The sequence below is a fragment of the Kosakonia sp. S42 genome, from assembly GCF_016624785.1.
Lineage (GTDB): Bacteria > Pseudomonadota > Gammaproteobacteria > Enterobacterales > Enterobacteriaceae > Kosakonia > Kosakonia cowanii.
On the sequence record NZ_JACVTW010000001.1, the window covers coordinates 417737 to 443419 of the forward strand.

Consider the following 25683-nt stretch of genomic DNA (forward strand, 5'->3'; position numbering starts at 1 on the left):
CACGCGCTGAGCGGTAATGTCGACCTGTTCTGCTACGAGGACCTCATATGAGCAATTTTCATCAACATACTGCTACCAGCCTGGGCGGCCAGCCTGTGCCGATGGCCGACTACGCGGGGAAGGTGGTACTGGTCGTTAATACCGCCAGCCATTGCGGCTTCACGCCACAATATGCCGGCCTCGAAACCCTCTACCAGAAATATGCCGCCCAGGGGCTGGTGGTGCTCGGTTTTCCCTGCAACCAGTTTGGTAAACAGGAGCCCGGCAGTGCGGATGATATCGCGCAGACCTGCCACATTAACTACGGCGTCAGCTTTCCAATGTTTGCAAAAATCGAGGTTAATGGCGCCGCCGCGCATCCGCTGTTTCGTTACCTGAAAAAGGCGCTGCCCGGTGTACTGGGGGAGCGGATCAAGTGGAATTTCACCAAGTTCCTGATCGGCCGCGACGGCAAACCGCTTAAGCGCTTTGCGCCGTTTACCAAGCCGGAGAAGATGGAAGCTGCCATTGTTGCTGCGCTTGAAAGCTGAGTTCTGCGCTAAGTCGAAGGTTTGAGTTTTACTTCGAGGGCGAAAGCGGATTAGAAGAGTTGATGTGGGAGCAAGATGAGTTCGCTTTGTGCAAGAAAAAGACGTTGTTATAGCAGGTCAGCATGGCTTCAAATTAGCCCAAAAAAGAATTATAATTCATTAAAGATTAGTCTATTAACTTGTAGAGAAAAAAATGATAAAAGATAGCGGAAGAGAAAAGCTGTCAGACAAAAGATTTGACTCTGTAGTATCCAAGGATAAGTTTGTTAATAAATTATTTGAACGATTAGTAGCGCTAAATATTGAATTTAAAAATGTTAACTTCAGCTACTGTATTTTCGATGCTGCTTATATCAGAAACTGTAGTTTTCAGGACTGTGATTTTACCGGTTGCAGATTTTTAAATTGCAACTTAATAGGGGCAAGTTTTGGTGGCTGCAAATTTGACTATGCCACTTTTGATAAAACCTACATTGATAATGACATCCTCGAAAATGGTTGTCCTGGACTGGACAACCTTAAGCTCAAATTTGCGCGTTCTTTACGTTTGAATTATCAGCAAATTGGTGATTCAAAATCAGCAAATAAAGCCATAGCAATCGAGCTACAGGCTACAGGAGAGCACCTTCATAAAGCATGGAAATCCAATGAATCTTATTACCGAAAGAAATATAAAGGACTTGACCGTTTTAAAATGTTTGGCGAATGGTTTGAATTTAAGGCACTAGATCTTATCTGGGGAAACGGAGAGTCTGCTTTTAAATTATGCAGGGCTGTTATTGTTATTCTGTGCATTATAGCCTTACATCACGTTTTTAACTATGGTGATCCTAAACTACTTAGCTCATATTTTGACGCGTTAGCAATGTCCCCTTTGATATTTTTGGGGACATTACAATCCTCTCCGTATTCAGCATCGTTTTTGACAATAGTTGTTTTAGTAAGACTAATTATGTTTGGTTTCTTTATGTCTATAATAATCAAACGATTCAATAGGCGGTAATTATGCATATCTATGCTTTTGGTTCGATATGTCGCGGAGAGGTTGATTCATTTTCAGACATTGATATGTTAGCTATTGTCAGTGGACGGGATGAAAGGTTTAATCCGAGAGATTACTCGATTTACTCGTATGAACGGATAAATGAACTCTGGAAAGAAGGTAATCCATTCGCTTGGCATCTTTTTTTGGAATCCAAGATTATTTATTCAACCGATAACGTTGATTATTTACAGAGTTTAGGTAAGCCGAGTAACTATAATTCAGGCTTAGCTGATTGTGAAAAGTTCTTGGAGATATTCATGAGCGCTAAAAATTCAATTGAATCATCTGATCTTACGGTGATCTTTGATCTATCCTCAGTGTTTTTGTCGATACGAAATTTTGCAACATGCTTTTCTTTAGATTTCAATCCAAGACCTGACTTTTCGCGGAACTCGGCGCGTAATTTGGGTATTCATAGCATACCAATTTGTGATTTGACCTATCAATTATTAGAAAGGGCCAGAGTACTTTGTACCAGAGGTATTGGTGAAATATTGAATGCTGATGACATTAAAAAAGTCAAGGCTCAATTAGGTTTAATTGAGTCTTGGATGCGAGATGTAATAAAAGCAATTGGTGGAAAGTATGAGTGAGTTTAATAATAGAATCAAAGCTCAAAGAGAAGCATTGAAAGTAGTCAATGGTTCAGGATTATTCAGTGAACCGTTATTAAGTCTGACCGAGAAAGCCATAGATCGATGGTCTAATAACAATAATCTCAGTAATACTGATCCCTCAATTGTCTTGTTGAAAGAAATGTCAGGAACCTTATTTTTCCTGGCAAATAAGAGTCAGGAGCAGGTTACTGAAGACTATAAGATTCTTTCTGAAAGAGTGAGTGACCTGTTATCGAAATTGGAAATTGAACTGAAAAACAGAGTCGTTTCCAAGCCAATTCGTTGAGAACGGAATAGCCTCTATAGTCAGCTTGGGAGTGGTTGAAAGTGTCAAAGTCCGCCTCTCGCTCATAGCTGCCTTTAAAATATCTCACATTCAGCATGAGCGGCGATTGTAGCATCCTTGATTGAAGGCCTGAGCATTCAGGCCCATCGGCATTTTTCCAACCAAACTCAAAGAAATCACTTTAACTTATAACTTGTTTAAACGGTCCTTTACTCTCGTCGCACATGCTATGGGATCTTCTACAATATCCTTACCAAAGATCCTAATGCTGAAAATACCAATTTCTGCTAAGGACTTATCAATACTACAGTCTTTATCAGTAGCTTCCTTGGACGAATGATGTTCTTTAGAATCACAAAAAACTGCCAACTTTTTTTCAGGAAAATAAAAATCTGCATCTGTTATAGTATTCAAACGTTTACGTGAGCGACAGTTTTCCCACAATTTATGCAAACTAGGGATTGTGAGTCCATCTTTAGTAATTATCGTCTGAATTTCAGGTGTTAAACCTAGGGTATCCATTGCCTGAAGTAAAAAAAGTTCGATAGGTGAATCACAACCCCATATTTTTCTTGGTTTTATTTTGTTAAATTTCTTGAAGTATCTGTCCTTTCTATATCTTTTGTAATCAGCTTTTATTTGCGCATTATTTTCAATGGATTTGATGATTGGAGGTATGACATTATGGTAATTATATTTATCTGACAAGAGATACATGCTATATACGAAACCAATCATATCTGATTCGATTCCAGAGTAGTCGACATGATTATAGACATAGAAACCAAATGCTCCCTTGAATGGGTTAAATCCATAGTAAAACTTCGGCACGTTAGCATCCATCTCAAGATCCAATTTCTTAATCGAATCCGACTTAAGCGAAGTCAACTCACCTCTTTTGCTTGCTGGAAAAAGTGATATATTGTAAGGTTTGCAATGGATTACCCCATCAATTTCTTTAAAGCCATACGCATTAATTACTAAAAATACCATTTGAAAGGAGTCATCTCTTTTTTTATAAAGCTCAAGGGACTCCTTTGATGGATTGATAGTAATTATCTCACCATATGTATCTAAGTGTTCTTTCTCAATCGGCTGCAATCCGAATAAATCCGCTATATCATAACTCAAAAAATCACCAGTCATACCCTCCAAGTCTATTTTTAAAGGAATGTTTGGCAAATCTTTATAGAACGGAATACTGTAAAGTACCTCAGGTCTATTAGATATATTTTCAATTTCGTCTTTACTCATTAAATTAAACTCCAATAAAATCAGTATTAAATCAAAACAGAAATTAAATTAAATATTTGATATATTATATACCTACACAATGTGAGTTGCTCCCCGTTATTCATACAGAATGCTGTTAGTAATGTCCGCAGATCGCTTATATCAGACCTCTCGGCGCTTAAGGCGGTCTGCTTCGTGCCAAAAGCGGCAGTGTCTTATAGCAGATTGCGTGGATCAAAGAGATGCAGATTAAATAGCAGTTATTGACGCATGATGAAAATACCTCGCGAGAGCAGTGTTTGAACGTAGCTATAATCTTTTAATCAGGTTCTCAATGTTGGCTGGTTTCAAGTAATGCTGATTAACTTCACCATTTATGAGAAAGCCTTCTTTTAGTAGGTCTTCAAGCTCACTCTCTGCCTCTTTGTTGAAGACGCCTGGATATATTCTCTTGTATGACTGAAAAGTGCCTTTCATATTCCTGCAAGCATTCTCCACGATTTCGAATGAGATCTCGTTTCCTATGTTAAAGACTGGAATGAAGATCTCAAGAATATCGTTCTTTAATTTCTGTTTAAGTTTCTTTTTTTCAACGATATTTGAATAGCAGATACCTAAAAAGAAGGTGAAGATACCAGGAATCCAATTGTTAACGAAAACTTCAAAAATCTCTTTAATAGACAAAGTATCCACTGTTTTACTCCTGAATTGAGCTTGAGGTTTATAAAGCACAAAAGCCGTTCAAGGCGGGTATTAAACTGCAGATTACCTGCTCCACGTTGATTAAGATACCCCAATTTAGTATTGCCTTCATCATGAGCCTGAGCACGAATATGTTCACGTCATAATCGGATATGAGACAATCTTGAACTTCCGTTCCTCGCTCAAAGCAGCCCATCAGTTCAATTAGCTCTTCCGCTTCCTTCCAGCAGCGGACCCTTAATACAAACCATCTCAGCCATCAACGGCACGCCTCGGAAACGGCATAGCTATCCTCGAACATGCGAAAGCGAGTAATAAGGCCGTTTTCAATCTCCATATCGAGGACAAATTCTGTCTCGATCAGCTTGTCGGTTTTTTTAACCCGGGATGCAAGCTCTCCAATCGTCACAATCCGCTTACCCTTGACGAGGATATCTTTGATTTCAAACCGCTCTGGCGTCAGGTGTGAGCGGATTTGTGCATAAAATTCTGCCACGCCTTTTCTGCCCTCTTTGCGGCCAACCCACGGAACCAGCGGGGTATTGCCTGCCACCAACCAGTCGACGTTCTCACTCATCAGCGCCGCGATCTCATTCACGTCTTCTGCGTTGGCGATACGGTGAAAAAAGGTTTCTGCTACTGCCTGCGGTGTTTGATTTGTCATGGCGTGTTACTCCCGGTAAGCGTCGTTAAGTGTCATCAGCCTGAAAGAGCGTATTAAAAATCACCTTATCCAGCGGTGCGGTTTGGTGGGGTTTTTGAGCGCCGTGACAAGCTTCTTTTGCCGCAGCGCGCACCAGATTCAACTCATCACGGCTCGCCTTCCCAGTAATCGACGCCTTTACCCCTGAAGTCGAGCACCCTGAAACCATCATCTTTCTGATTGGTGGATTTCACTAAATATTTATTCGAATCCGGGTATTCGCACACTTCGGGGAACTCCATGGTGCTAACAGACATATACATCAGTGGCAGGGAGGAGGTGTTGATAATCTGATGCGGCCACGCTTTCCCGGGCGGAATGGTAATGACGTCTCCCTCTTCGATAGCCACCATCCGATCGGCGATCCTCAGCGTGCCGTTCCCCTTCAGAATGATAAACATCTCCTCCTGAACGTGATGGAAATGGAAGGGCGTCGATCTTTTCCCCGGCGGAAGCGTATCTACAGAGGCACCAAGCTTGTTGGCCAGCGTGCCGGAGGTGAGCGAACCACCCTCTGAGGCATAGAGTGGCTCGCGCTCAAAACGTACGTCATTTACTTTATTGAAGTTTTTTATGGTGAATGTTTCGCTCATTAGGTCACTCCATAGTTATCTGAGTCCAGCTCAGTTTTTTAATGACACTGATACATTACGCGATCCGTTACTATTTTCACCTTATCCGCTTACTTCTGCTCACGATCGGCGCTATACGCGACTGCTTTCATCTCCTGCAACGCTTCAAGACGGGTTTCCAGCGCGGCGTTGATATTTTCATAAGCCGTGCTGCCGAGCGGCAGGCGAAGCGGGGGGCTGGCAGCGTCCGCTGCTGCAATCATTGCCGCCACGCACTTCTGCGCATCGCCTTTGATGGCGAATTCACCCGCAAGCAAAGCCGCACGCAGTCTCCCCGCTGGCGTATCGCGGTAGGCGGGCAGGGCATCGGCAATATCCAGACCCGCACCGAATTGTGTCGCCGTCGGGCCCGGCTCGACCAGTAAGAAGTCAATGCCGAAGGCCGCAACTTCCTGACGAACCGCTTCGACAAAGCCTTCAACTCCCCACTTTGTCGCATGATAGAGACTGAAATCAGGATAGGCGATCTGCCCCCCTTCTGACGAAACCTGCACAATGCGCCCGCCGCCTTGTTCTCTCAACAATGGGATCGCCGCGCGGATCAACTGAATGGAGCCGGTAAGATTGGTGGCGATTTGCCGCTCGATCTGGGCATCGCTCAACTCCTCGGCGGCACCAAACAGGCCGTAGGCAGCATTGCTGACCACCACATCGATGCGTCCCGCCTGCGAAAATGCCGCCTCAATGGTCGGTTTTATCGTTGCCGACTGGCTCAGATCGAGCACGATAACCTGCAAAAGGTCGCCATACTTCGCCTCCATCTCATCCAGCACAGCTTTCTTGCGCACGCTTGCAACCACCCGATCGCCGCGTGCCAGCAGCGCTTCACACATCAGGCGACCCAGGCCGCTGGATGCGCCGGTTATTAGCCAGGTTTTCATTATGCTTATCTCCGTTTGATAAAGTGGAAACAATCATAAAACGAATGATTGATGCCATAATCGCCCTGAACTGGAATGAGCTGGTGTGGAATATTCAACAATGAAACGTCCCTCCTGGAATGAACTGTTAGCGGTGAAAACCGTTGCCGAGCAGCGGAGCTTTAGCCGCGCGGCCGATCTGCTCGGGCTGAAACGCTCGTCACTGAGCCACACGATCAAAGGGCTGGAGACGTCGCTTGGCGTGCAGCTCTTTCTGCGCACCACCCGCAGCGTTGCGCTCACCGATGCTGGTGAAATGCTGATGGCGCGCCTGTCGCCGCTGCTGGCTGAAATGGATGAGTTGCTAAATGATGTGAGCGCCAGCGCGCAGCAGCCTTATGGCACGCTGCGTATCAGCGCCAGCGATACAGCGATCGGCCTGCTGCTGGAAACGGTGTTGCCGGACTTTATCCAGCAAAAGCCCGGCATTGAAATTGATCTGGTGGCGCAGGGGCACCTGGTCGACATCGTCGAGCAGGGGTTTGATGCCGGCATTCGTCTGGTTGAAGATGTACCGGGCGATATGATCGCCATTCCTCTCAGCGGGCCGCTGCGCTTTGTAACGGTCGCTTCGCCCGCTTATCTGGCAGGACGGCCGACAATTGCGCATCCGCAAGACCTGATGCAACACCGCTGTTTGCGCCAGCGTTTGCCTGGCGGAAAACGCTATCACTGGGAGTATCAGAAGGGTGACGCGCAGTTCGCGCTGGATGTGCCGGGTAGCCTGACGCTGAATAACAGCGCGTTAATGGTCGAAGCCGCCGTCGCCGGTCTGGGCATTGCCTATGTGCCGGAGCGATACGCCCGCCGCCATCTTGGCGATCGGCAACTGGTGACGCTGCTTGACGACTGGGCGGTGGCGTCAGCAGGGATCGCCCTCTACTTTCCGCAAAATCGCCATATGCCCGTTGCGTTGAGGCTTTTTGTCGACAGGGTCAAAGCCATGCAGCGTGGCTGAACCTGTTCCGTGTGAACAGACCGCTATTATGGCTGCCACCCAGCCACACATCTTTCGCTCAACGCTGTCGCAGCACGCCGGGAGGGCATCCATTGATGCGTTTGAACGCACGGCTGAAGGCGGCCTGCGAGGCATAACCCAGACGCTGGGCGACGGTCTCGATGGCGAGTTTCTCATTGCTGATCCAGTGGCTTGCCAGGCGCATACGTAACTCCGTGGCATAGCGTAAGGGCGAGACACCAATGGTGGACTTAAAACGATCGGCAAAAACAGAGCGAGAGACATTCGCCTGGCTTGCCAGTTCGGCAACGCTCCACTCCCGGCCAGGATCGCGGTGGAGCGCCAGAATGGCGCGCGCCAGGCGGGGATCGCGCAAGGCAGCCATAAGACCAGAGGCGTTTTCTCCGCCGGACTCGATCCATCCGCGCACGATCATCGACGCGGCCACCTCGGCAAGCCGGGCGAGAATACCGGCGAAGCCAATACGCCCGGAGCAAATTTCACTTTTCATCGCGTTCATGATGGGCACCAGCCCCGGATAACGCTGCTCCCCGGCGTCAACCACCATGGCTTCAGGCATCAGTTTACCCAGCGCCTGCATCGCGCCGAGATCAAACTCCATACAGCCATAAAAAAGCACCGTGCCTGGAGTCGGATGCGTACTGGGGCAGGTGTCGACCCCATACACGGATTCGCCGATAGGCGCGGCACCCAGTTCATCAATGTGCTGAAAAGTACTCGTTGCGCTGGAGAGCAGTTGATGGCTTGCACCCTGGGGCATAAATACCGCGCTTCCGGCTTTGAGCGCATGCAGCGTGCCATCCCTGAGGCGTAAAAGGACGTCACCCACCGCAACGTAATGGAAATAGGCGTGGCCCGGTTTGGTGTCGAAACCGACGCCAAATTCCGGCCCGGTCTGCACACGACGGTACTGAACGCCGCGCAGGCGTAAACCCATCAGCAGTTCACTGATCAAATCGGAGGAGAGGGCAAAATGTGCTTCTGTGTTCATATCAGGCGTTTCGGGTAAAAATGCAGGACGCAGCATCATAGATCGTCCAGACGTTCAACTCTAGACTTTGGGTGGAAATTTAACCCAGGAAGAGATTGTGATGAGAAATGATGTAACTGAAGCACGATGCACAAAGGTCAAAGAGGGTAAAGGATCAGGATCGGCATGGCTGGCGGTGTTTTCACTGGCAATGGGCGTGTTTGGTCTGCTGACGGCGGAATACCTTCCTGCCAGTTTACTGACGCCGATGGCCTACGATCTGGGTGTCACCGAATCGATGGCGGGCCAGGCGGTCACGGTAACGGCAGTAGTCGCGCTGTTTGCCGGGCTGGCCGTTCCCCGGCTAACCCGCAGCCTCGATCGACGAATTGTTCTGCTTGGTTTCACGGTCCTGATGATTGCCTCTAACCTGCTGGTTGCGCTCTCTTCGAGCCTGATGATTGTTTTAGCGATGCGCATCCTGCTCGGGATCGCGCTCGGCGGGTTCTGGAGTATGGCAGCAGCCGTCGCCATGCGCCTCGTGCCTGAAAACCGGGTACCGCGTGCGCTTGCCATCATTTTCAGCGGTATTGCTGTCGGGACAGTGGTTTCGATACCGCTGGGCAGCTATCTGGGGGGAATGTACGGTTGGCGCAGTGCCTTTATCGCAGCAACAGCAGTAGGGGCGCTGACGCTGATCGTCCAGCTCTTTACGCTCCCCGCGATGCCGCCGCGCAGCACGGTGAAAACGGCCTCAGTGGCAGACTTACTCCGCAGGCCAGGCATTGCGACAGGCATGATGGGATGTGTACTGGCGCATACCGGCCAATATGCGCTGTTTACCTACATCCGCCCGGCGCTGGAGAGCGTTGTGCCGCTGGATGTCGATCGCTTGTCGTTGATTCTGCTGGGCTTTGGCGTCGCCAATTTTATCGGCACGCTGCTCTCCGGTTGGCTAATCGAGCGTAGCCTTCGCCTCACTCTGGTGGTGATGCCAGCCATTGTCGGCGCAGCCGCATTAAGCATGATCATCTTTCCACTTGAGGAAACCGGGCTGATGCTGCTGGTTGCGATATGGGGGCTGGCATTCGGCGGTATTCCGGTGGCATGGTCCAACTGGGTAGCGCGCGCTGTTCCGGATCAGGCGGAAACGGCCGGCGGCATGGTGGTCGCCGCCGTACAATCCTCAATCGCCATCGGGGCGGCGCTGGGAGGCGTCATCTTTGGCTTGAGTGGCATAACCGGTGTCTTTGTTGTCGCAGGTGGCGTCATGTTCCTTGCTGCGCTTGTTATTGGCACAAAAGTACGTCTTGTGCAGGCAAACAGCGCGCGGGCGAATACCCCTGCAACCTCATTTGAATAACGATCTCTCTTTAGCTGGCCCGCCAGGCCAGCTAAATCGACGACTACGCTTTGCCACCTGACGTCACCCGCTGGCGGTGACAATCCGCCGGCTCCACTTTTTTCCCCTCTGCGGAACAGACACGTAACGTCTGCAGAGGCTGACCGCTGGTGTTATCTACCAGCACAGAGTGCACCTCTCCCTCGGCAAAGAGGTAGCGCTCACCCCATTGGCGCATCGCCACCACAATCGGAAACACCGCGCGGCCTTTGTCGGTCAGCACATATTCACTGTAGGCGCTGCCATCGGAAGCCGGACAAATCTCAAAGATGCCGTGCTCAACTAACAGTTTGAGGCGAGCGGCGAGAATGTTTTTTGCCAGCCCCAGATTTTTTTGAAACTCACTGAACCTGCGCACATCGTCAAACGCTTCCCGGATAATCATCAAACACCAGCGCTCACCAATCGACTCGAGGGTTCGGGCCACGGGGCATTCACTGGTTCTGAGGGATTCCTGTTTCGCCATTTCTGCACTCCCGGCATCTCTTGAGGGAGATGAGTATAAGTCCCTCGCAAACTGGTTGCAAAAGAAAACCGTCGATGCTATCTCTGTCGCTCTTGTGGTTTTAAAAAGCAACCAGAATGGGCGGGTGCGATGAGGAATAAGTTGAGTGTAGAGGCGGGTATTACGCAGGCTGCAGGATCTGGCGCTGCTCTGGTGCTGAAACCGGGCATTGTCTTTTTGTTCTCGCTGATAAGCGCGCTGTCGGTGGCAAATGTTTACGCGTCACAGCCTTTACTGGAATCCATTGCGCTGACGCTCAATATTCCCCAGGCGGTGATTGGCAGCGTGGTAACAGCCACCCAGGCGGGCTACGCGCTCGGGTTGATTTTTCTTGTGCCGCTCGGGGATGGGATTAACCGAAAAACCCTCACCATCACGCTGCTGTCGCTCTCGGCTACGGCACTGCTGGCGGCGGGATTAGCGCCCAATTTTGTCACTCTGCTTTGTGCGCTGTTCTTTATCGGCCTGCTGGCGGTGGTGGTGCAGCTGGTAGTGGCCTGGGTCGCCATCCTGGCGGCACCGGAGCAACGCGGAAAGATTGTTGGCACGGTGACCAGCGGCATTGTGTTGGGCATTCTGCTCTCCCGCGTTGTCGCTGGCAGCCTGGCGGATCTTGCCGGCTGGCGGGCGGTTTACCTGACTTCAGCCTGCCTGATTCTGCTGATGGTCTGCGTGGTGGCGAAAGCGGCGCCCGCACCATCTGTTGAGCGGCGCACCGCGCCTTATCTCTCTCTGCTGATCTCGGTTTTCAGGCTCTTTATCACCGAGCCGCAGTTGAGAAGAAGCGGTGCATTCGCGCTGCTTATCTTCACTGCGTTCAGCATGTTGTGGAGCGCGATGGTGTTGCCGCTCACTGCGCTGTCGTTATCCCATACGGAGACAGGCTTGTTTGGCCTGGCAGGGGTGGCCGGTGCACTGGCCGCGGCGAAGGCGGGTGCCTGGGCCGACAGAGGCTGGGGGCGCAGCGCCTGCGGTGCCGCACTGGTCATGCTGACGCTCTCGTGGTGGCCCATCGCATGTACCGAATCTTCTCTGCTGTGGCTGGTTGTTGGCATCCTGATGCTGGACTTCGCCGTGCAGACGGTGCACGTAATCAACCAGAGTATACTCATCGCCGCCAGGCCAGAGGCCGCAAGCCGGCTGGTGGGCGCGTACATGTGCTTTTACTCGACGGGCAGCGCAACGGGCGCAATTATTGCCACCCAGCTCTACGCTCACTTTGGCTGGAGCGCGGTCTGTATCGCCGGAGCGGGCGTCAGCGCCTGCGCGTTTCTGCTCTGGTGCGTAAAGAGATAGTTTCATCCGCGCGCGCGAAAAATCGCCGCCAGCTTCAACACGGCGGACTCAATTTCCCGCTCGTTGTAGGCGGCAAAGCCCATCAGAAATCCTGTTGAGGCAGGTTGGCCTGCATATAACGCGGTCAGCCCGAGCATATCGACATCGGCGCGGCGGGCGGCGAGGGCAATTTCAGCTTCTGCGATCCCCTCCCGGAGGTGGCAGGGCATCTGCATACCACCCGCTGGCGTCACCCAGGTGACGAAATCAGCGAGGTGCTGCGCTATCAGGCTGGCCAGTTTGTCACGCCGCGCAACATAGACGCCGCGCATCATCCGCACATAAGCGCCAAAGTGTCCGCCCTCGATAAATTTAGCCAGCGTCAGTTGGGGAATGGAGGCGGTATGACCATCCATTAATGTGCGCGCTACCGTCAGCGGCTCTACCAGCTCATCGGGAACAATCATGTAGGCGATGCGCAGCCCAGGAAAAAGTGATTTCGTGAAAGTGCCGATATAGATCGTCCGGTCAGAGCCATCCAGCCCCTGGACGCAGGCCATTGGCTTGCCCTCATAGTGAAACTCACTGTCGTAATCATCCTCAATGATCCACGCCTGGTGCCGGTTTGCCCAGTCGATAACCGCCAGCCGCCGATCGAGAGAGAGCGTGGCGCCGGTAGGGTACTGATGAGAAGGGGTGAGATAGATCGCCCTTGCCGGTTCGCTCAGCGCGTTAAGCTGCTCAATCGACAGGCCGTTCTCATCGAGCGCAACCGGCAGGGTCTTTAGCCCGGCGGCCTTAAACGCTTTATGCGCCCCTTGATAGGCGGGATCTTCAATCACCACGCCATCGTTGTTATCCATCAGCACGTTGGCGCAGAGCGCCAGCGCCTGCTGGGAACTGGTGACAATGATGATGTGATCTGCCGTAGCGTGCGCGCCGCGCTCCAGGTTGACATACTCAGCGATCGCCCGTCGTAACCGTTCCATCCCCTGGGGCGGGCTTTGATCGAGAGCCTGGTGACGATACTCTTTCAGTACCTGGCGTTGCAGGCGCTCCCAGGTATGGATCGGGAACAACCGTGTTTCAGGAATACCGGGAGCCAGCGGGCGAGGCCGGGAAAACTCACGCACCCCTCCGCTTTCATAGATAACCTCTCCCCGGGCGCTGAGCGCGGGTTTGCGCGCTCCAGCACTTGAACGGCGCTGCCGGGCATGCGATTTCAGCAACCGGGTACGGGGCGAGACGAAGCTCCCTTTTCCGGTGTGTCGTTCAATAAACCCCTCCGCATGCAGGCGGCTGTAGGCGGCTTCAATGGTATCCCGCGAGACCGTAAGCGATGTTGCCAGCGCGCGGGAGGCGGGAAGCGCTTTCCCTTCAGACAAGATCCCGTCAAGGATGAGCGTACGTATCGCCCGCTGGATCCTCTCATGCAGCGGCAATGATCCGTTGGCGGGATCGATTATCCACGCTTTTACCGTTTCAAGTTGTGCATGCTTAAACATCGGCTCTCCCCGCCATGATGCATCTTAGCCGTCAGTCTAAAGCAACAGGGGAAAATGCCGAACCTAAATTGGTCTGCTCTGCACGCCAAAATTGGTGGGGCTAAACGTGCCATTCCCTGCTTATAATCATTTCGCAAGCCTGATTAGCTATTTCCATGGAGTGAGTGGGAAATTACCGCCGGGATCTATTCCGGTGCAGCTTATTTGCGCCTGCCGGGCACGTAACAGATATAAAAAAGAGAGGTCATTACTATGAGTAATACTATTTTTACGATTGAAGCGGTCATTGAGAGTGATTATGAAGGCTGGTTGCCGTTGTGGGAGAAATATCAGGAGTTTTATAAGGTAGATATTCCCGAGGCGGTGACCAGACGTACGTGGCAACGATTTTACAGCCCGGTTGAGCCGGTATTTTGCGTGGTGGCGAAATATAACGGCAAGGTGGTGGGGTTTGCTCACTATCTCTTTCACCGCTCAACCTGGGCGGAGAGCGATTATTGCTATCTTGAAGATCTCTATGTTTGCGAATCGGTTCGCGGCCAGCAGGCGGGCAAGCAGCTGATTGAATATGTGCAGCGCGAGAGCAGAAAGCGTCACGCCAGCCATCTCTACTGGCATACCCACGAAACCAATTATCGTGGGCAGCGTTTATATGATTGGGTGGCGAAGAAGAGCGGCATGATTGAATATCGCATGCAGGTGAGATAGCGATATTTTTTGCACCTTTCATATGCCTTAGGGTCATTCTTATATGGCTAAATTATCACGCAAGGAAACGATAATAAATTTAGCTTTAGGGCCTCTTATTTTATCAATGTCTCGACTGACATGTTGGCAAGATGCTAACGCGTTGTTGAAGGGCTATGACGAAAAATGTAGGATAGCGGCTCCATTAATGTACAAGGAAACAGACTTATACCTGAGCACAGTGAGGGTGTTCACCTTTGGCTTATTTGCCGTCGCGAACGTTGTTCGCTTTTTAAGAAAGGGTATAAAAATGAGTACAGAAGATGAACTGGTAAAGATCCGGGAAGAGTTAAGCAGTATCAGGCGCCGGGTTTATGGCGGTGGAAACGACAACTGGTTTATCTATGCGGTCCTTATCCTACACGGGCTGGTTGCAGGTGGCGTAACGGGTTACTTTTTAACCTCCCAGGCAGGCTGGAAAACGCTTCCTGCCTATGGGCTGGTCTACATTGTCTCTGCGCTGCTGTTTTTATTCGGTTTTAAAAGACCGGTTCTGCATCTGATCTATATTGCGCATGCTTGTTTCTATTGGGGCGTGATTGCCTGGGGCAGTGCTCATCAGTTAGGTACCGTTGTGAGCTGGGGATGTGGGATCGCTGCGTTCGTATTCTCCTTAATAACGCTCTGTTATCCTCTGGGCGTCTTTCCACGGCTAGAACAGAAGAAATAGACCAAATCTTTAAGGTCGTTAATTGCAGCGCGTAATACGCTGACAAAGGCGTAAATATAACGGGAACCTGAAGGTTCCCGTTTTTGTGTGCAATGACAGCCACCTGAACCCGTCAGGCGAAGCGCAACTTACTGTGTCGAGGTGGTCGTCGTCGTTGTGGTACCGGTATTCGAACCGTTATTGCCGCCTGCCGCCATCAGTGCGAGGCCGGTTATGGCTGTGGCTATGGTCACCCCTGCAATGGCGGACGATCCCACTGCAAATTCAGAGGCGTTTGCGCCAGCCGCTTCACCGCTAGTGAGTTCCAGGGCGGAGCCCGGCGCGGCAACAGCGTTACCCGCCGCTGCAATCAGAACCAGGGCAGCAATTGTCATTTTCATCTTTCTCTTCTCCATTTAACGTTTCCTCCATCAGGGCAATGACACCCACCCCATACACTATTTTTATTGTTACTTAAGTGAAACTTATAACTGTATCTATATGTTAAATATACGTTTTATTCACACGTGATATGACTATCAAATGACTGATTTCCCGACGCCTCGTTTTTAATCTCAGCGGATATTTTCAGACTATCCGCATCCGTGCCCGCGCCGCTGCTGGCGCTTTTAGCGGCGCGGCCTACGCTTAAAAGGTGTGACGCAGCGGCCTGTAACCGGGCTGCGCGAGAGCTGTGGTGAATGGAAAAAAGAACAAGGAGCAAGAATGAACATTGCCTGTCTTGGTTGGGGATCGCTGATTTGGAAAGCGGAGGGTTTACCACTGGCCAGCCGCTGGCATGCCGATGGCCCACGTTTACCGATCGAGTTTTCCCGCGTCGGTGATGGGGGCGAGCTGGCAACGGCGCTCTGCATCAACGCGCCGGCTGTTCCGGTTCACTGGGCGTTTCTCAATACCGGCGATCTGGAGCTTGCGACTGCGGCTCTGCGCAAGCGCGAGCAGATCCCGGATTCACGGGAAGATGGCGTCGGCTCGCTGGTGCTGGCGGGTAATATGGACGGTGCGCTCGCCACATGGGCGGCGGCGAAACAGCTTGATGCGGTGATCTGGACCGCATTGCCACCGCGTTTCAATGGCATTGAAGGGCGGATCCCCTGTGTCGATGATGCGCTCGCTTACCTGCGCTCGCTAACGGGCGACACCCTCAGCCACGCGCAGGACTATCTCTGCCGGGTTCCCGCCGTGTTCGATACGCCCTATCGCAGAGCGATTCGCGAGCAGCTCGACTGGCCCTGCTGATTCCGACCGTCGCGCAACTAATCACATTTTTGTAACACTTTCATCGCATCCTGGTAGCGCTTCGCCAGGGTAGACTCTGCCTGCTCATTGAATATGGAAAAAAGAGAACTTTAAGATGCCATTACGTTCGATTCAGGCGTTGTGTTTGCTCAGCTTTTTTATGGCGGATGTGCGGGATGGTCTTGGCCCCTTTCTGGGGATCTTCCTGATTCACTATCACTGGAGTGCGGAAGCGATCGGCTACGCGATGACCGCAGGCGGCATTGCCGGGCTGCTGGCGACGCTGCCCTCCGGGATTATGGTGGATGCCTCGGCGCGCAAGAGGGCGATTATCGCCGTGGCCGCGCTGCTGATTATGGCGGGCACGCTGCTGCTGTGGTTCTTCCCCGGCTCGTTAATGGTTTACGCAAGCCAGGTGGCAACGGGCATTTCAGCGGCGTTTATCGGCCCGGCAATGGCCGGTCTGACGCTCGGCCTGGTGGGGCAGAAGCGCTTTGCTCATCAACTGGGGCGCAATGAGGCTTATAACCACGGCGGCAATATGCTCTCGGCGCTGCTGGCTGGTGTTGCCAGCTGGTACTGGGGCATCGGCGCGGTCTTCCTGCTGATGCTGGTGATGGCCTTTGGCGCGCTGATGGCGGTGCTCGCGATCCGTGAAAAAGATATCGATCACCGCGTCGCGCGTGGGCTGAATCCTGAAGAGGCCCTCGGCGAGATCCCCTCGCTCTTTACGCTGCTCAAAATCCCGGCGCTCACCATTACCGGGCTGACCCTGATGCTGTTCCATCTGTCGAATGCCGCACAGCTACCGATGCTGAGTATGCAGGTGGCTTCAGGCCATAACGCCACACTGTTTAACCCTGGCGCGTATGCCGCAATGACGGTGGTGATAGCGCAGGGCGTAATGATCCCGGTAGCGCTGATGGTCTCGCGTTATGCCCAGCGATATGGCTATGAAAAACTGATTTTGATCGCGCTGATTATCCTGCCGGTTCGCGCAATGACCGCCGCGCTATGGCCCTCGCCGTGGGCGGCGATCCCGGTGCAGATTTTCGATGGAATGAGCGCCGGTATTCTCGGCGTGGCTGTGCCAGGCTTTATTGCTTCGCTATTAAACGGCACGGGGCACGTCAATGCCGGGCAGGCGCTGGTGATGCTGATGCAGGGCTTTGGTGCCGCCATCAGCCCCTCGCTTGCGGGAACCGTGGCAACGCACTATTCATGGCGCACGGCGTTTATCACGCTGGCGAGCATTGCCCTGGCGGCGCTGCTGATCTGGCTCGGCTTCGCCAAAAAAGGGTCAACGCAACCCCTTCGCGAGTGACATCTCCTGCGGCTGATGCGCTGTTAACGGTTCCCGGCGCATCAGATCGCGGCAGACATAAAAGAGCCCAATCATAAAGGGGAACTCATACAGCTCTTCTATCAAATCCTGATAGTCGCGCTTGTGCAGGAAGAAGTGGGCAATTGCGCGATGGTGCTCCACGCTGTCGGAGATCAGGAAGGTGACGACCACCAGCGCGAAACTCCAGATAAGCAGAGTTTGATGGCGCAGTCGGTCACTAATCTGCTGGCGTAGCGCATGGGAAAAGAGGGGAAACAGCACCAGAGTGCCAATCAGTAACACCGAAATGGCGCGAAAGAGCAGGCGCGGCTCGTGGGGAAAATAGTCGCGGCCCCAGCTGATGCTGCGTCCGAGCAATACCAGCCACCACGTTGCCGCCCAGAGCCAGAAGCGTTTGCGCTCGGGCGTCAGCGGAGTAGTGAGCGCGAAGCGCAAGGTAAAAACAAAAGCAAACAGCAGCCACAGTGCCTGGACATTTTCTATCACTGATACTGAGAGCCCGTGATAAAGGGGCAGAGAAAAGTCGGCGAAAAAAGGAATGATGCAGGAGAAAACCGCCAGCATCACGGTAGTGGGCGTCAGGCGTTTATCGAATTTCATAATATTGCCACATTGATAATAATTAGCGGGCTAACATAGCGGATGAGGGGTTGTGCTGCTTTGCGATTAGTGGCGTATTGACTTACCAGGGTGGGAAACGCACCGGCAAAATAGCCGGTGCGTTATTTTCAGGCGGCCTGAACGGTATTGATAATCTTATGGATGCGTTGTTTAAAGCGCTTAATTGACCTGTCTATTTTCCGGCGATGAAGAAAGCGGAAATAAGATGAGAGCGGAACAAACTCAGCTTCGCCAATATTATCGATAACGACCAATTCATACTCTTGCGGCGCGGTTTTACGCACCAGCACATTGTACTCTTTCAGCGTCATGGTCGAGATGCCGTACTCAACGAGATGCGTGCGCAGCTCGGCGAGTTTCTCCTCCAGCAGCGGCAGAGAAAGACGCTTATTTTTCAGGTAGAACTCCAGGCTTTTAGAAATTTTCCCATCGTAATCGGTGACCAGATCGAAAACATGGCCGGTGCCAAAATTGGTCTGGATTTTACCGTAGTAGTTGGGAATGGCCTGGCATGCCTGAATAGAGCCTGATTTTTTGCGGTAGTAGCGCATTTCGCGCTTCACCTCTTTTAACCCACCGTCGTCGGGGTTATAGAGGGTTTTGACACATTTTTGACTATCAAACGGGTGCTGGTAACACCGGCGGTGGCGACCGCTACCTATATTCTCTTTTAGTATCAGCATGGTTACTCTCCTTGCCGGGTACTATGAGATTGCGCGGTTAAATATTTCCTAAACGAGGGAAATGCTTTGATACATTTGCCCGGAAGGCAGGGAATAAGCGCACCACGTGTTAAATTTGGTCGCCCGGCGGGGGGAAAGAGCGACCCTGAAATAATGCACGGCGCGTATCACGTCACTGACGTTTACTCCTGAACCATCCACATATCTGCCTCTTCAAACATCTCTTCCAGCATGCGGTTGAGCTTTTCGCGATCGCTTTTGCTGGCATCGCTGTTCAGGCCGTTAGCCTGCATCGGTTTTACCCGCACATCGGCGTCCGGGAAAATGCGGTGTACGCGCTTTGTCAGTTCAGTGAGGATAATCTCGCGCGCGCCAGGTAAACCTTCAACATTACGCTTGTCGTAAACCAGTTCAACAAACACAGGGTCGTCCTATTCAGTCTGAATTTTTCGTGCAGCATTTATACTGGATAAAAAATCAGTATTCAAGATTAAAGCGTGTAAGAGAGGCGCATTCTGCGTACAAGCGCGTAAACCGGGCATATTGGGCAGAGCAGGGGGTGTTTTTTTAGCAGGGGGAAGAAATAAAGGATGGCAGTTTCGACATCAAAACTGCCAGCGAAGAGAGTACAAATTGTTTAAGCGTATATCCGTCACTTGCGCACTTTATAACCTGTCGGCCAAAAGTGCACAAACGCAAATTTTTCGCTGGAGGGATTCATAAAATTGATGATCAGTGTATTAATCATCAGCCTTTGTAATTCCCCTGGCGAAAATGTGCTTATACCGGGTCGCGCTGAAGTTTGAAGATGCGAACCATCTCTACCAGCTGTTCCGCCTGCTGCTGCATCGCCTGCGCGGCGGCGGAGGACTCTTGTGAGAGCGTGGCGTTCTGCTGCGTTGCGGCATCCATGTGCGTGATGGCGACATGTACCTGATCGATGCCCACACTCTGCTCGTTGCTGGCCAGCGAAATGGTATCGACAAGTTGGCTTACGCGCTCAACGCTCTGCATGATTTCGGTCATCGCGCTGCCAGCGTTTCTCACCAGTTTGTTGCCTTCATCAATGCGATTCACCGAACGCTGGATCAGTTCACTGATCTCTTTCGCCGCCGTGGCGGAGCGCTGGGCGAGGGCGCGCACTTCCGAGGCCACCACGGCAAAACCGCGGCCCTCAGTCCCTGCGCGTGCCGCTTCTACCGCCGCATTGAGCGCCAGGATATTGGTCTGAAACGCAATGCTGTCGATCACGCCGATAATGCTGCTGATCTCGGTCGAAAGGTGATTGATCTCGCTCATGGTGGTGACGACGCGCTCCACGACCTCACCGCCCTGGTTAGCTACCCGCGTGGCTTCACGGGTAATATCACTGGCGATGCGTGAATTATCAGCATTATTCTTCACCACCGACGTCAGCTCTTCCATCGAGGCGGCGGTTTGTTCAATCGCGCTGGCCTGCGCTTCATTGCGTGCGGAGAGTTCTCGGCTGCCGCTGGCAATCTGCTGTGAGGCGCCGGCGATCGTTTCAGTGCCGGAGCGAACCCCGGAGACGACGCGCGTCAGGTTCCGGTTCATCTCCTGCATGGCGCGCATCAGTTCGGCGGTCTCATCGCGCCCGGAAATGACGAAGGAGGATTGCAGATCGCCCGCGGCGACGGTGCGGGCAACGGAGACGGCCTGTGCCAGCGGACGCGTAATACTGCGAATTAACCACCAGGTGATCAGCATGCCGACAATCAGCGTAAAGGCCATCACCAGCGTCAGCATCAGACGCGTCTCTTCAAACAGGGTGTTATTGTGCGCCTCGGTCTGCTGGCGGATATGCGCCGCATGTTGCAGCGTGCTCGCCACCACCGTATCGATCATTTTAGTCGGTTCCCGATCGATACCGGTCACCATATGGTCGACCCGCTGTGCGCTGCTGGCATCAGTAATATCGTAGTGCTGCAAGGCATCCAGATACTCTCTTTCCAGCTTTGCATGCAAGTCGATGGTTTTGACAACCTCATTGTTCGCGACACCAATCTTTGGAAGCAGCACGCTCAGGGTTTTTAACAGCGCCTGCGTTTTCTGGCTCTGTTCAACAAAGGCGTTTTTATATTTAACGAAGGTTTCCTGATTTTGCGTCCCGCGCAGCAGCGTGTTTTTCCACTCCTGCACCTGAATTTTGAACTGCACTTGCGCATTACGCGCGGTGTCGATGCTCTGCGCAACTTCGCCTTCGGTTGTCATGATCTGTTTGTTTTGCGCGAGTGCGCCGGCGTTAATGGCGAGACCGCGTATCCCCATAAACAGCGTTGCCAATAACAATAACGTCGCCAGCAAACCCAGACGCTGCCCGATAGTAAGATGGTTAATTTTCATGCTGTGTCACTTCCCCTGGTGATGAGGCGCAAATGGCGCACACGCCAGCACTATCGACCTACTTAAGCAGGGCTTTAATGTCGATCTGAACAGAAATAGAGCATTTTTAGCTTAATATTTTGATATATATACAGATGGCATTTTTATGACATTTTCGTGACGCTGTGCTACTGCTCAACTTACCGTGTGCGCAGAGGGGTTAACCCTTCAAATGATGCCTGGGATCGGCATGGATCTTTGCCAGCAGGCGCCAGGGTTTGCTATCCAGCAGCCAGCCGGGAATATCCGCCGCCGGTAACGGGCGGGCAAAAAGATAACCTTGCGCTTCATCGCAGCCATACTCTTCGAGCATGCGCGCGGTTTCCAGATCTTCCACCCCTTCCGCCAGCACCTCGTAGTTCAACTCTTTAAGCATCATGATCACATTGCGCGCGATGATGCGGCTGTCGTTATCGGTGGCGATCTGGCTGACCAGCGAGCGGTCGAGCTTGATCATGTCAATCGGGATGCGCCGCAGGTAGCTGATGTTGCTGTAACCTGCGCCAAAATCATCAAGCAGGATGGTAAAACCGAGCGCATCGAGGCGGTTAAGCTCGCGCAGCGCGGCATCGCTCTCCAGCACTTTCTCTGTTTCCAGACACTCAATATGAATATCGGCAGGTGTAAGCCCGGCATCGATAATGTGCTGCGCCAGTTCATCGGCGAAACCGCTGCGCGAAAAGTCACTCACCGTGACGTTAATGGAGACAGGAAGAACGATGCCGATCGCCTTCCATGCTTTGACCTGGGCAATCACCATTTTGATTACCCAGCGGGTGATATCGGCCATCAGGGTGGTTTTTTCCGCCAGCGTGACGATCACCGCCGGCGAAATTGGCCCAAGCTCGGGGTGGGTCCAGCGCAGCAGCGCCTCCACGCCCTCGGTCTTTCCTGTACGCAGTGAGACTTTAGGTTGATAGGCCATATGGAGCTGATCGCCTGATTTGATCGCTTCACTCAGATCATACAGCAGGCGGAAATCGGTATTACGCTGCTCATCAAGAACCTGGTTGAAGTGCAGCACCGGAATGTTCTCGCGGATCGCCTCATGCAGGGCGCTGATTGCCTGGCGCACCACCTCCTGCACGCTGTCCGTCTGCGGCGTAAAGGGGACATAACCCGCGTGAATAGAGAGATTAATATTGATATCGGCACCAATGGTCGCCTGAAAACCGTGCATGCTCTGAACCCGCTTAGCCAGCCTGAGCGCCGCGTTACGCTCGGTCAGCACCGCAAAGCGCCCGGTGGCGAAGGCGTAAAGGGTTGTTGCTTTGTTAAGCCGCAGGCGCATCTGTAAAAGCGGGCCAAAGCTGCGCAGCAGCGTCTCCAGCGCCTCAACGCCGAGATAGCGGGTCAATTCATAGGCACGGGGAATATCAATACAGTCAAAAATGATCAGCGCATAGTCACCGGTCGCACTTTGCTTCAGGCGCGTCATCTCTTTGATTAAGCAGGGGCGATTCGGCAGGCCGGTCAGCGCATCGACGAGGCCGATGTTGTAGCAGGATTCAAGGTAGAGCGTGGCGAGCGCCGCGATGCGCTCAAAACTGGCGAGCTGCCGGGCAGTGGGTTGGTGAATATCCGGATGGGTGACGCACAGCGTGCCGAGCACCGTGCCCTCTTTGGCGATCAGCGGCGCCGAGGCATAAAAGAGGATATCGCCACCTTTGACCAGCGGCTGATGGGAAAAGCGTGCGTCGAGGCGGGTATCGATACAAACAATCGTCTGGCGATCGGCCAGCGAATACTGGCACATGGTGCGATCGATGGCGATTTTATCATGCTCAATCGGCACGTTTTCGACGAACTTGATGTACTGAAACTTATCATCAAAGGTAGTAATAAAGCAGCCTGCTACGCCCATCACTTCGCTTGCCAGACGCGCAAATTCTGCCAGCGCCGCATCGCGGGCCGTATCTGCCTTACTCAATAATTCGAGCGCGGCCAGCTGTCTGCTTTCATTTTTTTTAAGACCCGTAAACATGGTGCGCTCCTGGCCAACAAGTTAAAACAGGGTGTCTTACTCTGAGAACGCCATCAGCGTGACAGGCCCCGGGTTATCCGATGCAGCCGCGTATCACTATTTCCACCAGCCAAGCTGGGTGCCGACCACGGCGATAATTGCAACGATCAACATAATGATGGTGGTCTTTTTCATAGGGGCTCCTCGGTCAGCGGCATGCGCCGACCCTGTTAAGTGTATATGAAAGCGAGGCCATTAAGATTTGCCTCATGTCAGCAACCGAGAAAACGCCATTAATTGAGCTGCTGGAACGCTTTTTTGCTTTTACTCTTCTTCACCCGATACATCACTTCATCGGCCGCGCGCAGGGCGCTGTCCGCATCGTACTGCTCAGGGTTAATTTCAATCACGCCGACGCTGGCACCGGGGTAATAAAGATGGATATCACCGAGTTGATACTCACCGGCAATCTGCTTATCAAGGCGCGTTTTTAGCGCGCTGAGCAGCACGCCCTGCGGCTGGTGGAGCGGGCCGCCGGGGCAGGCGAGTAAAAACTCATCGCCGCCAAGACGCCCAATGATGTCATCGTTACCGCGATCCTGCGTCAGCCGCTTACCTACCTCAATCAGGAAGCGATCGCCGGCCTCATGGCCAAACTGGTCGTTAATTCCTTTGAAATTATCGAGATCGATAAAGGCGATAATGACGTGAATGTGGAGATGACGGGCGAGGGAGAAGAGCGTCTGCAGCGACTCAAATAGCGCGCGGCGATTCGGCAGGCCGGTTAATACATCGGTATAGGAGTGGGCGATCAGCGCGGCGTTGGCTTCGCGCAGCTGGTCAACCAGATGCTCTTTTTCGATATATTGCGCGATCAGGCTGGCAAACAGGCGCAGCACCTGCTCGCCGCGCGCGCTGAGCATCTTTTTCTGATTACTGGCCGCACACAGCGTGCCATAGAGCGAACCGTCCGCCAGCTGCACCGGCTGGCTGAGATAGGTAGTGATCCCCAGGGCCTGGGCGGCTTCGCAATCGCGCCAGCGGGTTGCCACATCATTGGCAAACAGGCAGTTATCATCCAACGCGCGTTTGCACAGGCTGTCGCCAAAGGGGAGGGAGAAGCCTTCAGGGATCTCAAGCTGCTTGCTGTTACGGGAGTAGACAATATGCTGCTGGCGGGGGTCGTTGCTGATTTTGGTCAGATAGGTCGATTCCATATCGGTCACCATCTCCAGCATTTCCAGAAACTGGCGGACTAAGCTTTCCAGCGAGTGCTCTTTCGACAGGGTTTCCGATACCCGGGCGAGAATGAAATCGGACATGAATATTGGGCTCCGGTGCGTGGGTACCTCGTTAACCCGGCACGTTATTGCTGACTATTTCGACGGCGCGCCATTAAAACATGAACCTAGAAGATTTGATATATCGTGTAACGGACAAAAAAAAGCCCCGCTGATGAAGCGGGGCAAAAACTCATTGATTACGGAATGATGTTCTCTGGTCATGGGTGAGAACAAGGCAGACTATAACGGCGAAAAGTGCATTAAGGATGGAGAAATCATGGAGATATGCTGCTTGCACGGCTATTCTGAAGAGCGTTGTTGGTCACTGTAAGGAAAAGAAGATGCGTTATGGGTTACTCGTTTTACCGCTGCTGGTCTCTGCCTGCACCTCATCACCTGCTCAAAAACCGGATCATCCGCAGGTTGGCATGGCTAACCCGGCGGCAGTCTACTGCCAGCAGCGCGGCGGCGAGCGCGTGCCGGTGCAGAGCCCGCAGGGTGTGCGCACCGAGTGCAAACTGCCAGGCGGCGAAGTGATCGACGAGTGGGCGCTGTGGCGTCGCGATCATCCGACACCGGGATCGTGACAGCGGCAGAAAAGCCCGGTAAACTTCTCTTTCAGAATTATCTCATATTCAGCTTTAACGAGATCACGCGAGAGAAGCATGTTTCAGTTACGACCGGGCAGCCAGGCATTAGTCATCGGCGCCCAGACCGCCAGCGGGCGGAGCAATATCGGTAAATCCGTTGAGTTATTTGGTCTCTGCCAGCCGGGTGAGCGCTTTCTTAACCCGGTGAATGGCGTGGTCACCGAAATGCCGCGCACCGCAGCGCGCGCGCTCTGGCTGGTGACGGGCGATGTGACCGCGTTTGATGGTCAGCACGGTTTTGCCTTTGTGCGCGCCGAGCACCTGATGCCCCTGCAGCCGGACAGCGCGCCGCAGGGCGAGCGTACGCAGGTGATGAGCTAACGCAGCGCGCGCAGCCACTCCGCCAGCACGACGGCGTGGTTCTGATCCCTCTCTTTTGCCGCATATAACAGCGTGACGGTGCCGTTTCCCCCCCGCGCCGCCAGCTGTTCTCCTGCCTCTTTCTGTGCCTTCAGCTCTTCACAGTAGCTTCTCTTAAAGGCGGCAAAATCGATCGCCTCTCCGTGAAACGCTTTACGCAGCTCCGTTGACGGAGCCAGCGTTTTGCACCATTCGTCATAAGCCAGATCGGCTTTCTTTATGCCGCGCGGCCAGAGCCTGTCGACCAGCACCCGGTAGCCATCCTCTTTACTGGCGGCGGCGTAAACACGTTTACACTGGATCATCGCGTTCTCTCCCTTTTCGTCTGGTCATTGATTTTAAAGTGTTGTGATTAATGTTAAAGACGTCTAGTGTGATGCGCCTTATGTTAGCCATTATCTACCACGGCATAGGG

At 52.5% G+C, this 25683-nt stretch carries 30 protein-coding genes; 13 read left to right on the forward strand and 17 right to left on the reverse strand.

What is annotated here, in order from left to right; translation table 11 throughout:
- Positions 1-47: 47 nt before the first annotated feature.
- From IAE50_RS01935 to IAE50_RS01950, 4 genes are all read left to right on the forward strand, one after another.
- On the forward strand, positions 48-530 hold the full coding sequence (locus IAE50_RS01935) for a glutathione peroxidase (protein ID WP_200579417.1): 483 nt from the start codon (positions 48-50) through the stop codon (positions 528-530).
- 193 nt (positions 531-723) lie between these two features.
- Entirely contained in the window at positions 724-1533 is an 810-nt protein-coding gene (locus IAE50_RS01940) for a pentapeptide repeat-containing protein (RefSeq protein ID WP_200579418.1), read from the forward strand.
- Positions 1534-1535: 2 nt separating this feature from the next.
- Entirely contained in the window at positions 1536-2168 is a 633-nt protein-coding gene (locus tag IAE50_RS01945) for a nucleotidyltransferase domain-containing protein (protein ID WP_200579419.1), read from the forward strand.
- The gene (locus IAE50_RS01950) at positions 2161-2478 is read left to right on the forward strand and encodes a hypothetical protein (protein ID WP_200579420.1); all 318 of its coding nucleotides are present in this window, start codon (positions 2161-2163) and stop codon (positions 2476-2478) included. The genes IAE50_RS01945 and IAE50_RS01950 overlap by 8 nt, the downstream gene beginning before the upstream one ends.
- Before the next feature lie 186 nt (positions 2479-2664).
- On the opposite strand, the gene IAE50_RS01955 is transcribed toward IAE50_RS01950, so the two are convergent.
- The 5 genes from IAE50_RS01955 to IAE50_RS01975 all read right to left on the reverse strand — a co-directional run bounded on the left by IAE50_RS01955 (position 2665) and on the right by IAE50_RS01975 (position 6629).
- On the reverse strand, positions 2665-3732 hold the full coding sequence (locus IAE50_RS01955) for a hypothetical protein (protein ID WP_200579421.1): 1068 nt from the start codon (positions 3730-3732) through the stop codon (positions 2665-2667).
- A gap of 288 nt (positions 3733-4020) precedes the next feature.
- Positions 4021-4404: a hypothetical protein gene (locus tag IAE50_RS01960; protein WP_200579422.1), complete on the reverse strand. Its 384-nt coding sequence runs from the start codon at positions 4402-4404 to the stop codon at positions 4021-4023.
- A 268-nt stretch (positions 4405-4672) separates the two neighbouring features.
- Positions 4673-5077 (reverse strand): nuclear transport factor 2 family protein, encoded by a 405-nt coding sequence (locus IAE50_RS01965; RefSeq protein WP_200579423.1) that lies wholly within the window; start codon positions 5075-5077, stop codon positions 4673-4675.
- 146 nt (positions 5078-5223) lie between these two features.
- On the reverse strand, positions 5224-5709 hold the full coding sequence (locus tag IAE50_RS01970; RefSeq protein WP_200579424.1) for a cupin domain-containing protein: 486 nt from the start codon (positions 5707-5709) through the stop codon (positions 5224-5226).
- Between the two features lie 89 nt (positions 5710-5798).
- The gene (locus tag IAE50_RS01975; protein ID WP_200579425.1) at positions 5799-6629 is read right to left on the reverse strand and encodes an SDR family oxidoreductase; all 831 of its coding nucleotides are present in this window, start codon (positions 6627-6629) and stop codon (positions 5799-5801) included.
- 100 nt (positions 6630-6729) lie between these two features.
- Here IAE50_RS01975 and IAE50_RS01980 point away from each other — a divergent pair, with 100 nt between their 5' ends.
- Positions 6730-7626 carry a LysR family transcriptional regulator gene (locus IAE50_RS01980; RefSeq protein WP_200579426.1) on the forward strand — a complete coding sequence of 299 codons (897 nt, stop codon included), beginning with the start codon at positions 6730-6732 and terminating at the stop codon, positions 7624-7626.
- Positions 7627-7684: 58 nt separating this feature from the next.
- On the opposite strand, the gene IAE50_RS01985 is transcribed toward IAE50_RS01980, so the two are convergent.
- A complete protein-coding gene (locus IAE50_RS01985; protein ID WP_200579427.1) occupies positions 7685-8677 on the reverse strand; it encodes an AraC family transcriptional regulator in 993 nt (330 codons plus the stop codon).
- A 61-nt stretch (positions 8678-8738) separates the two neighbouring features.
- Between IAE50_RS01985 and IAE50_RS01990 the strand changes: the two genes are divergently transcribed.
- The gene (locus IAE50_RS01990) at positions 8739-9980 is read left to right on the forward strand and encodes an MFS transporter (protein ID WP_200579570.1); all 1242 of its coding nucleotides are present in this window, start codon (positions 8739-8741) and stop codon (positions 9978-9980) included.
- Between the two features lie 43 nt (positions 9981-10023).
- On the opposite strand, the gene IAE50_RS01995 is transcribed toward IAE50_RS01990, so the two are convergent.
- Positions 10024-10485 carry a helix-turn-helix domain-containing protein gene (locus tag IAE50_RS01995; RefSeq protein WP_200579428.1) on the reverse strand — a complete coding sequence of 154 codons (462 nt, stop codon included), beginning with the start codon at positions 10483-10485 and terminating at the stop codon, positions 10024-10026.
- Positions 10486-10677: 192 nt separating this feature from the next.
- Between IAE50_RS01995 and IAE50_RS02000 the strand changes: the two genes are divergently transcribed.
- Positions 10678-11820: an MFS transporter gene (locus IAE50_RS02000; RefSeq protein ID WP_232045500.1), complete on the forward strand. Its 1143-nt coding sequence runs from the start codon at positions 10678-10680 to the stop codon at positions 11818-11820.
- A 2-nt stretch (positions 11821-11822) separates the two neighbouring features.
- On the opposite strand, the gene IAE50_RS02005 is transcribed toward IAE50_RS02000, so the two are convergent.
- Positions 11823-13304 (reverse strand): PLP-dependent aminotransferase family protein, encoded by a 1482-nt coding sequence (locus tag IAE50_RS02005; RefSeq protein ID WP_200579430.1) that lies wholly within the window; start codon positions 13302-13304, stop codon positions 11823-11825.
- Between the two features lie 252 nt (positions 13305-13556).
- On the opposite strand from IAE50_RS02005, the gene IAE50_RS02010 reads away from it, so the two are divergent.
- Both IAE50_RS02010 and IAE50_RS02015 read left to right on the forward strand, forming a co-directional pair.
- Entirely contained in the window at positions 13557-14012 is a 456-nt protein-coding gene (locus IAE50_RS02010) for a GNAT family N-acetyltransferase (RefSeq protein WP_200579431.1), read from the forward strand.
- A gap of 43 nt (positions 14013-14055) precedes the next feature.
- Positions 14056-14721: a hypothetical protein gene (locus IAE50_RS02015; RefSeq protein ID WP_200579432.1), complete on the forward strand. Its 666-nt coding sequence runs from the start codon at positions 14056-14058 to the stop codon at positions 14719-14721.
- A gap of 128 nt (positions 14722-14849) precedes the next feature.
- On the opposite strand, the gene yjbE is transcribed toward IAE50_RS02015, so the two are convergent.
- On the reverse strand, positions 14850-15116 hold the full coding sequence (gene yjbE, locus IAE50_RS02020) for an exopolysaccharide production protein YjbE (protein ID WP_225975733.1): 267 nt from the start codon (positions 15114-15116) through the stop codon (positions 14850-14852).
- A 310-nt stretch (positions 15117-15426) separates the two neighbouring features.
- On the opposite strand from yjbE, the gene IAE50_RS02025 reads away from it, so the two are divergent.
- Positions 15427-15960 (forward strand): hypothetical protein, encoded by a 534-nt coding sequence (locus IAE50_RS02025; RefSeq protein ID WP_200579433.1) that lies wholly within the window; start codon positions 15427-15429, stop codon positions 15958-15960.
- Between the two features lie 115 nt (positions 15961-16075).
- Entirely contained in the window at positions 16076-17284 is a 1209-nt protein-coding gene (locus IAE50_RS02030; protein ID WP_200579434.1) for an MFS transporter, read from the forward strand.
- Here the strand turns inward: IAE50_RS02030 and IAE50_RS02035 are convergent.
- The 7 genes from IAE50_RS02035 to IAE50_RS02065 all read right to left on the reverse strand — a co-directional run bounded on the left by IAE50_RS02035 (position 17261) and on the right by IAE50_RS02065 (position 24297).
- Positions 17261-17905, reverse strand: coding sequence for a hypothetical protein (locus tag IAE50_RS02035; protein WP_200579435.1), 645 nt, complete (start codon positions 17903-17905; stop codon positions 17261-17263). The genes IAE50_RS02030 and IAE50_RS02035 overlap by 24 nt on opposite strands.
- Before the next feature lie 128 nt (positions 17906-18033).
- Positions 18034-18609: a YrbL family protein gene (locus IAE50_RS02040; protein ID WP_200579436.1), complete on the reverse strand. Its 576-nt coding sequence runs from the start codon at positions 18607-18609 to the stop codon at positions 18034-18036.
- Positions 18610-18791: 182 nt separating this feature from the next.
- Entirely contained in the window at positions 18792-19031 is a 240-nt protein-coding gene (locus IAE50_RS02045; protein WP_023481865.1) for a DinI family protein, read from the reverse strand.
- 358 nt (positions 19032-19389) lie between these two features.
- Positions 19390-20973, reverse strand: coding sequence for a methyl-accepting chemotaxis protein (locus IAE50_RS02050; RefSeq protein ID WP_200579437.1), 1584 nt, complete (start codon positions 20971-20973; stop codon positions 19390-19392).
- 199 nt (positions 20974-21172) lie between these two features.
- Entirely contained in the window at positions 21173-22996 is a 1824-nt protein-coding gene (locus IAE50_RS02055; protein ID WP_200579438.1) for a sensor domain-containing phosphodiesterase, read from the reverse strand.
- Between the two features lie 96 nt (positions 22997-23092).
- Positions 23093-23170, reverse strand: a complete 78-nt coding sequence (gene yoaJ, locus IAE50_RS26690; protein ID WP_071789586.1) for a protein YoaJ — start codon at positions 23168-23170, stop codon at positions 23093-23095.
- A gap of 98 nt (positions 23171-23268) precedes the next feature.
- Positions 23269-24297 carry a sensor domain-containing diguanylate cyclase gene (locus tag IAE50_RS02065; RefSeq protein ID WP_200579439.1) on the reverse strand — a complete coding sequence of 343 codons (1029 nt, stop codon included), beginning with the start codon at positions 24295-24297 and terminating at the stop codon, positions 23269-23271.
- A gap of 302 nt (positions 24298-24599) precedes the next feature.
- Here IAE50_RS02065 and IAE50_RS02070 point away from each other — a divergent pair, with 302 nt between their 5' ends.
- Both IAE50_RS02070 and IAE50_RS02075 read left to right on the forward strand, forming a co-directional pair.
- Complete coding sequence (locus tag IAE50_RS02070) at positions 24600-24845, forward strand: DUF333 domain-containing protein (RefSeq protein WP_054802910.1); 246 nt, start codon at positions 24600-24602, stop codon at positions 24843-24845.
- A 78-nt stretch (positions 24846-24923) separates the two neighbouring features.
- On the forward strand, positions 24924-25229 hold the full coding sequence (locus IAE50_RS02075; RefSeq protein WP_200579440.1) for a hypothetical protein: 306 nt from the start codon (positions 24924-24926) through the stop codon (positions 25227-25229).
- Here the strand turns inward: IAE50_RS02075 and IAE50_RS02080 are convergent.
- A complete protein-coding gene (locus IAE50_RS02080; protein WP_200579441.1) occupies positions 25226-25573 on the reverse strand; it encodes a DUF488 domain-containing protein in 348 nt (115 codons plus the stop codon). The two genes, IAE50_RS02075 and IAE50_RS02080, sit on opposite strands and share 4 nt — an antisense overlap.
- Between the last annotated feature and the right edge of the window lie 110 nt (positions 25574-25683).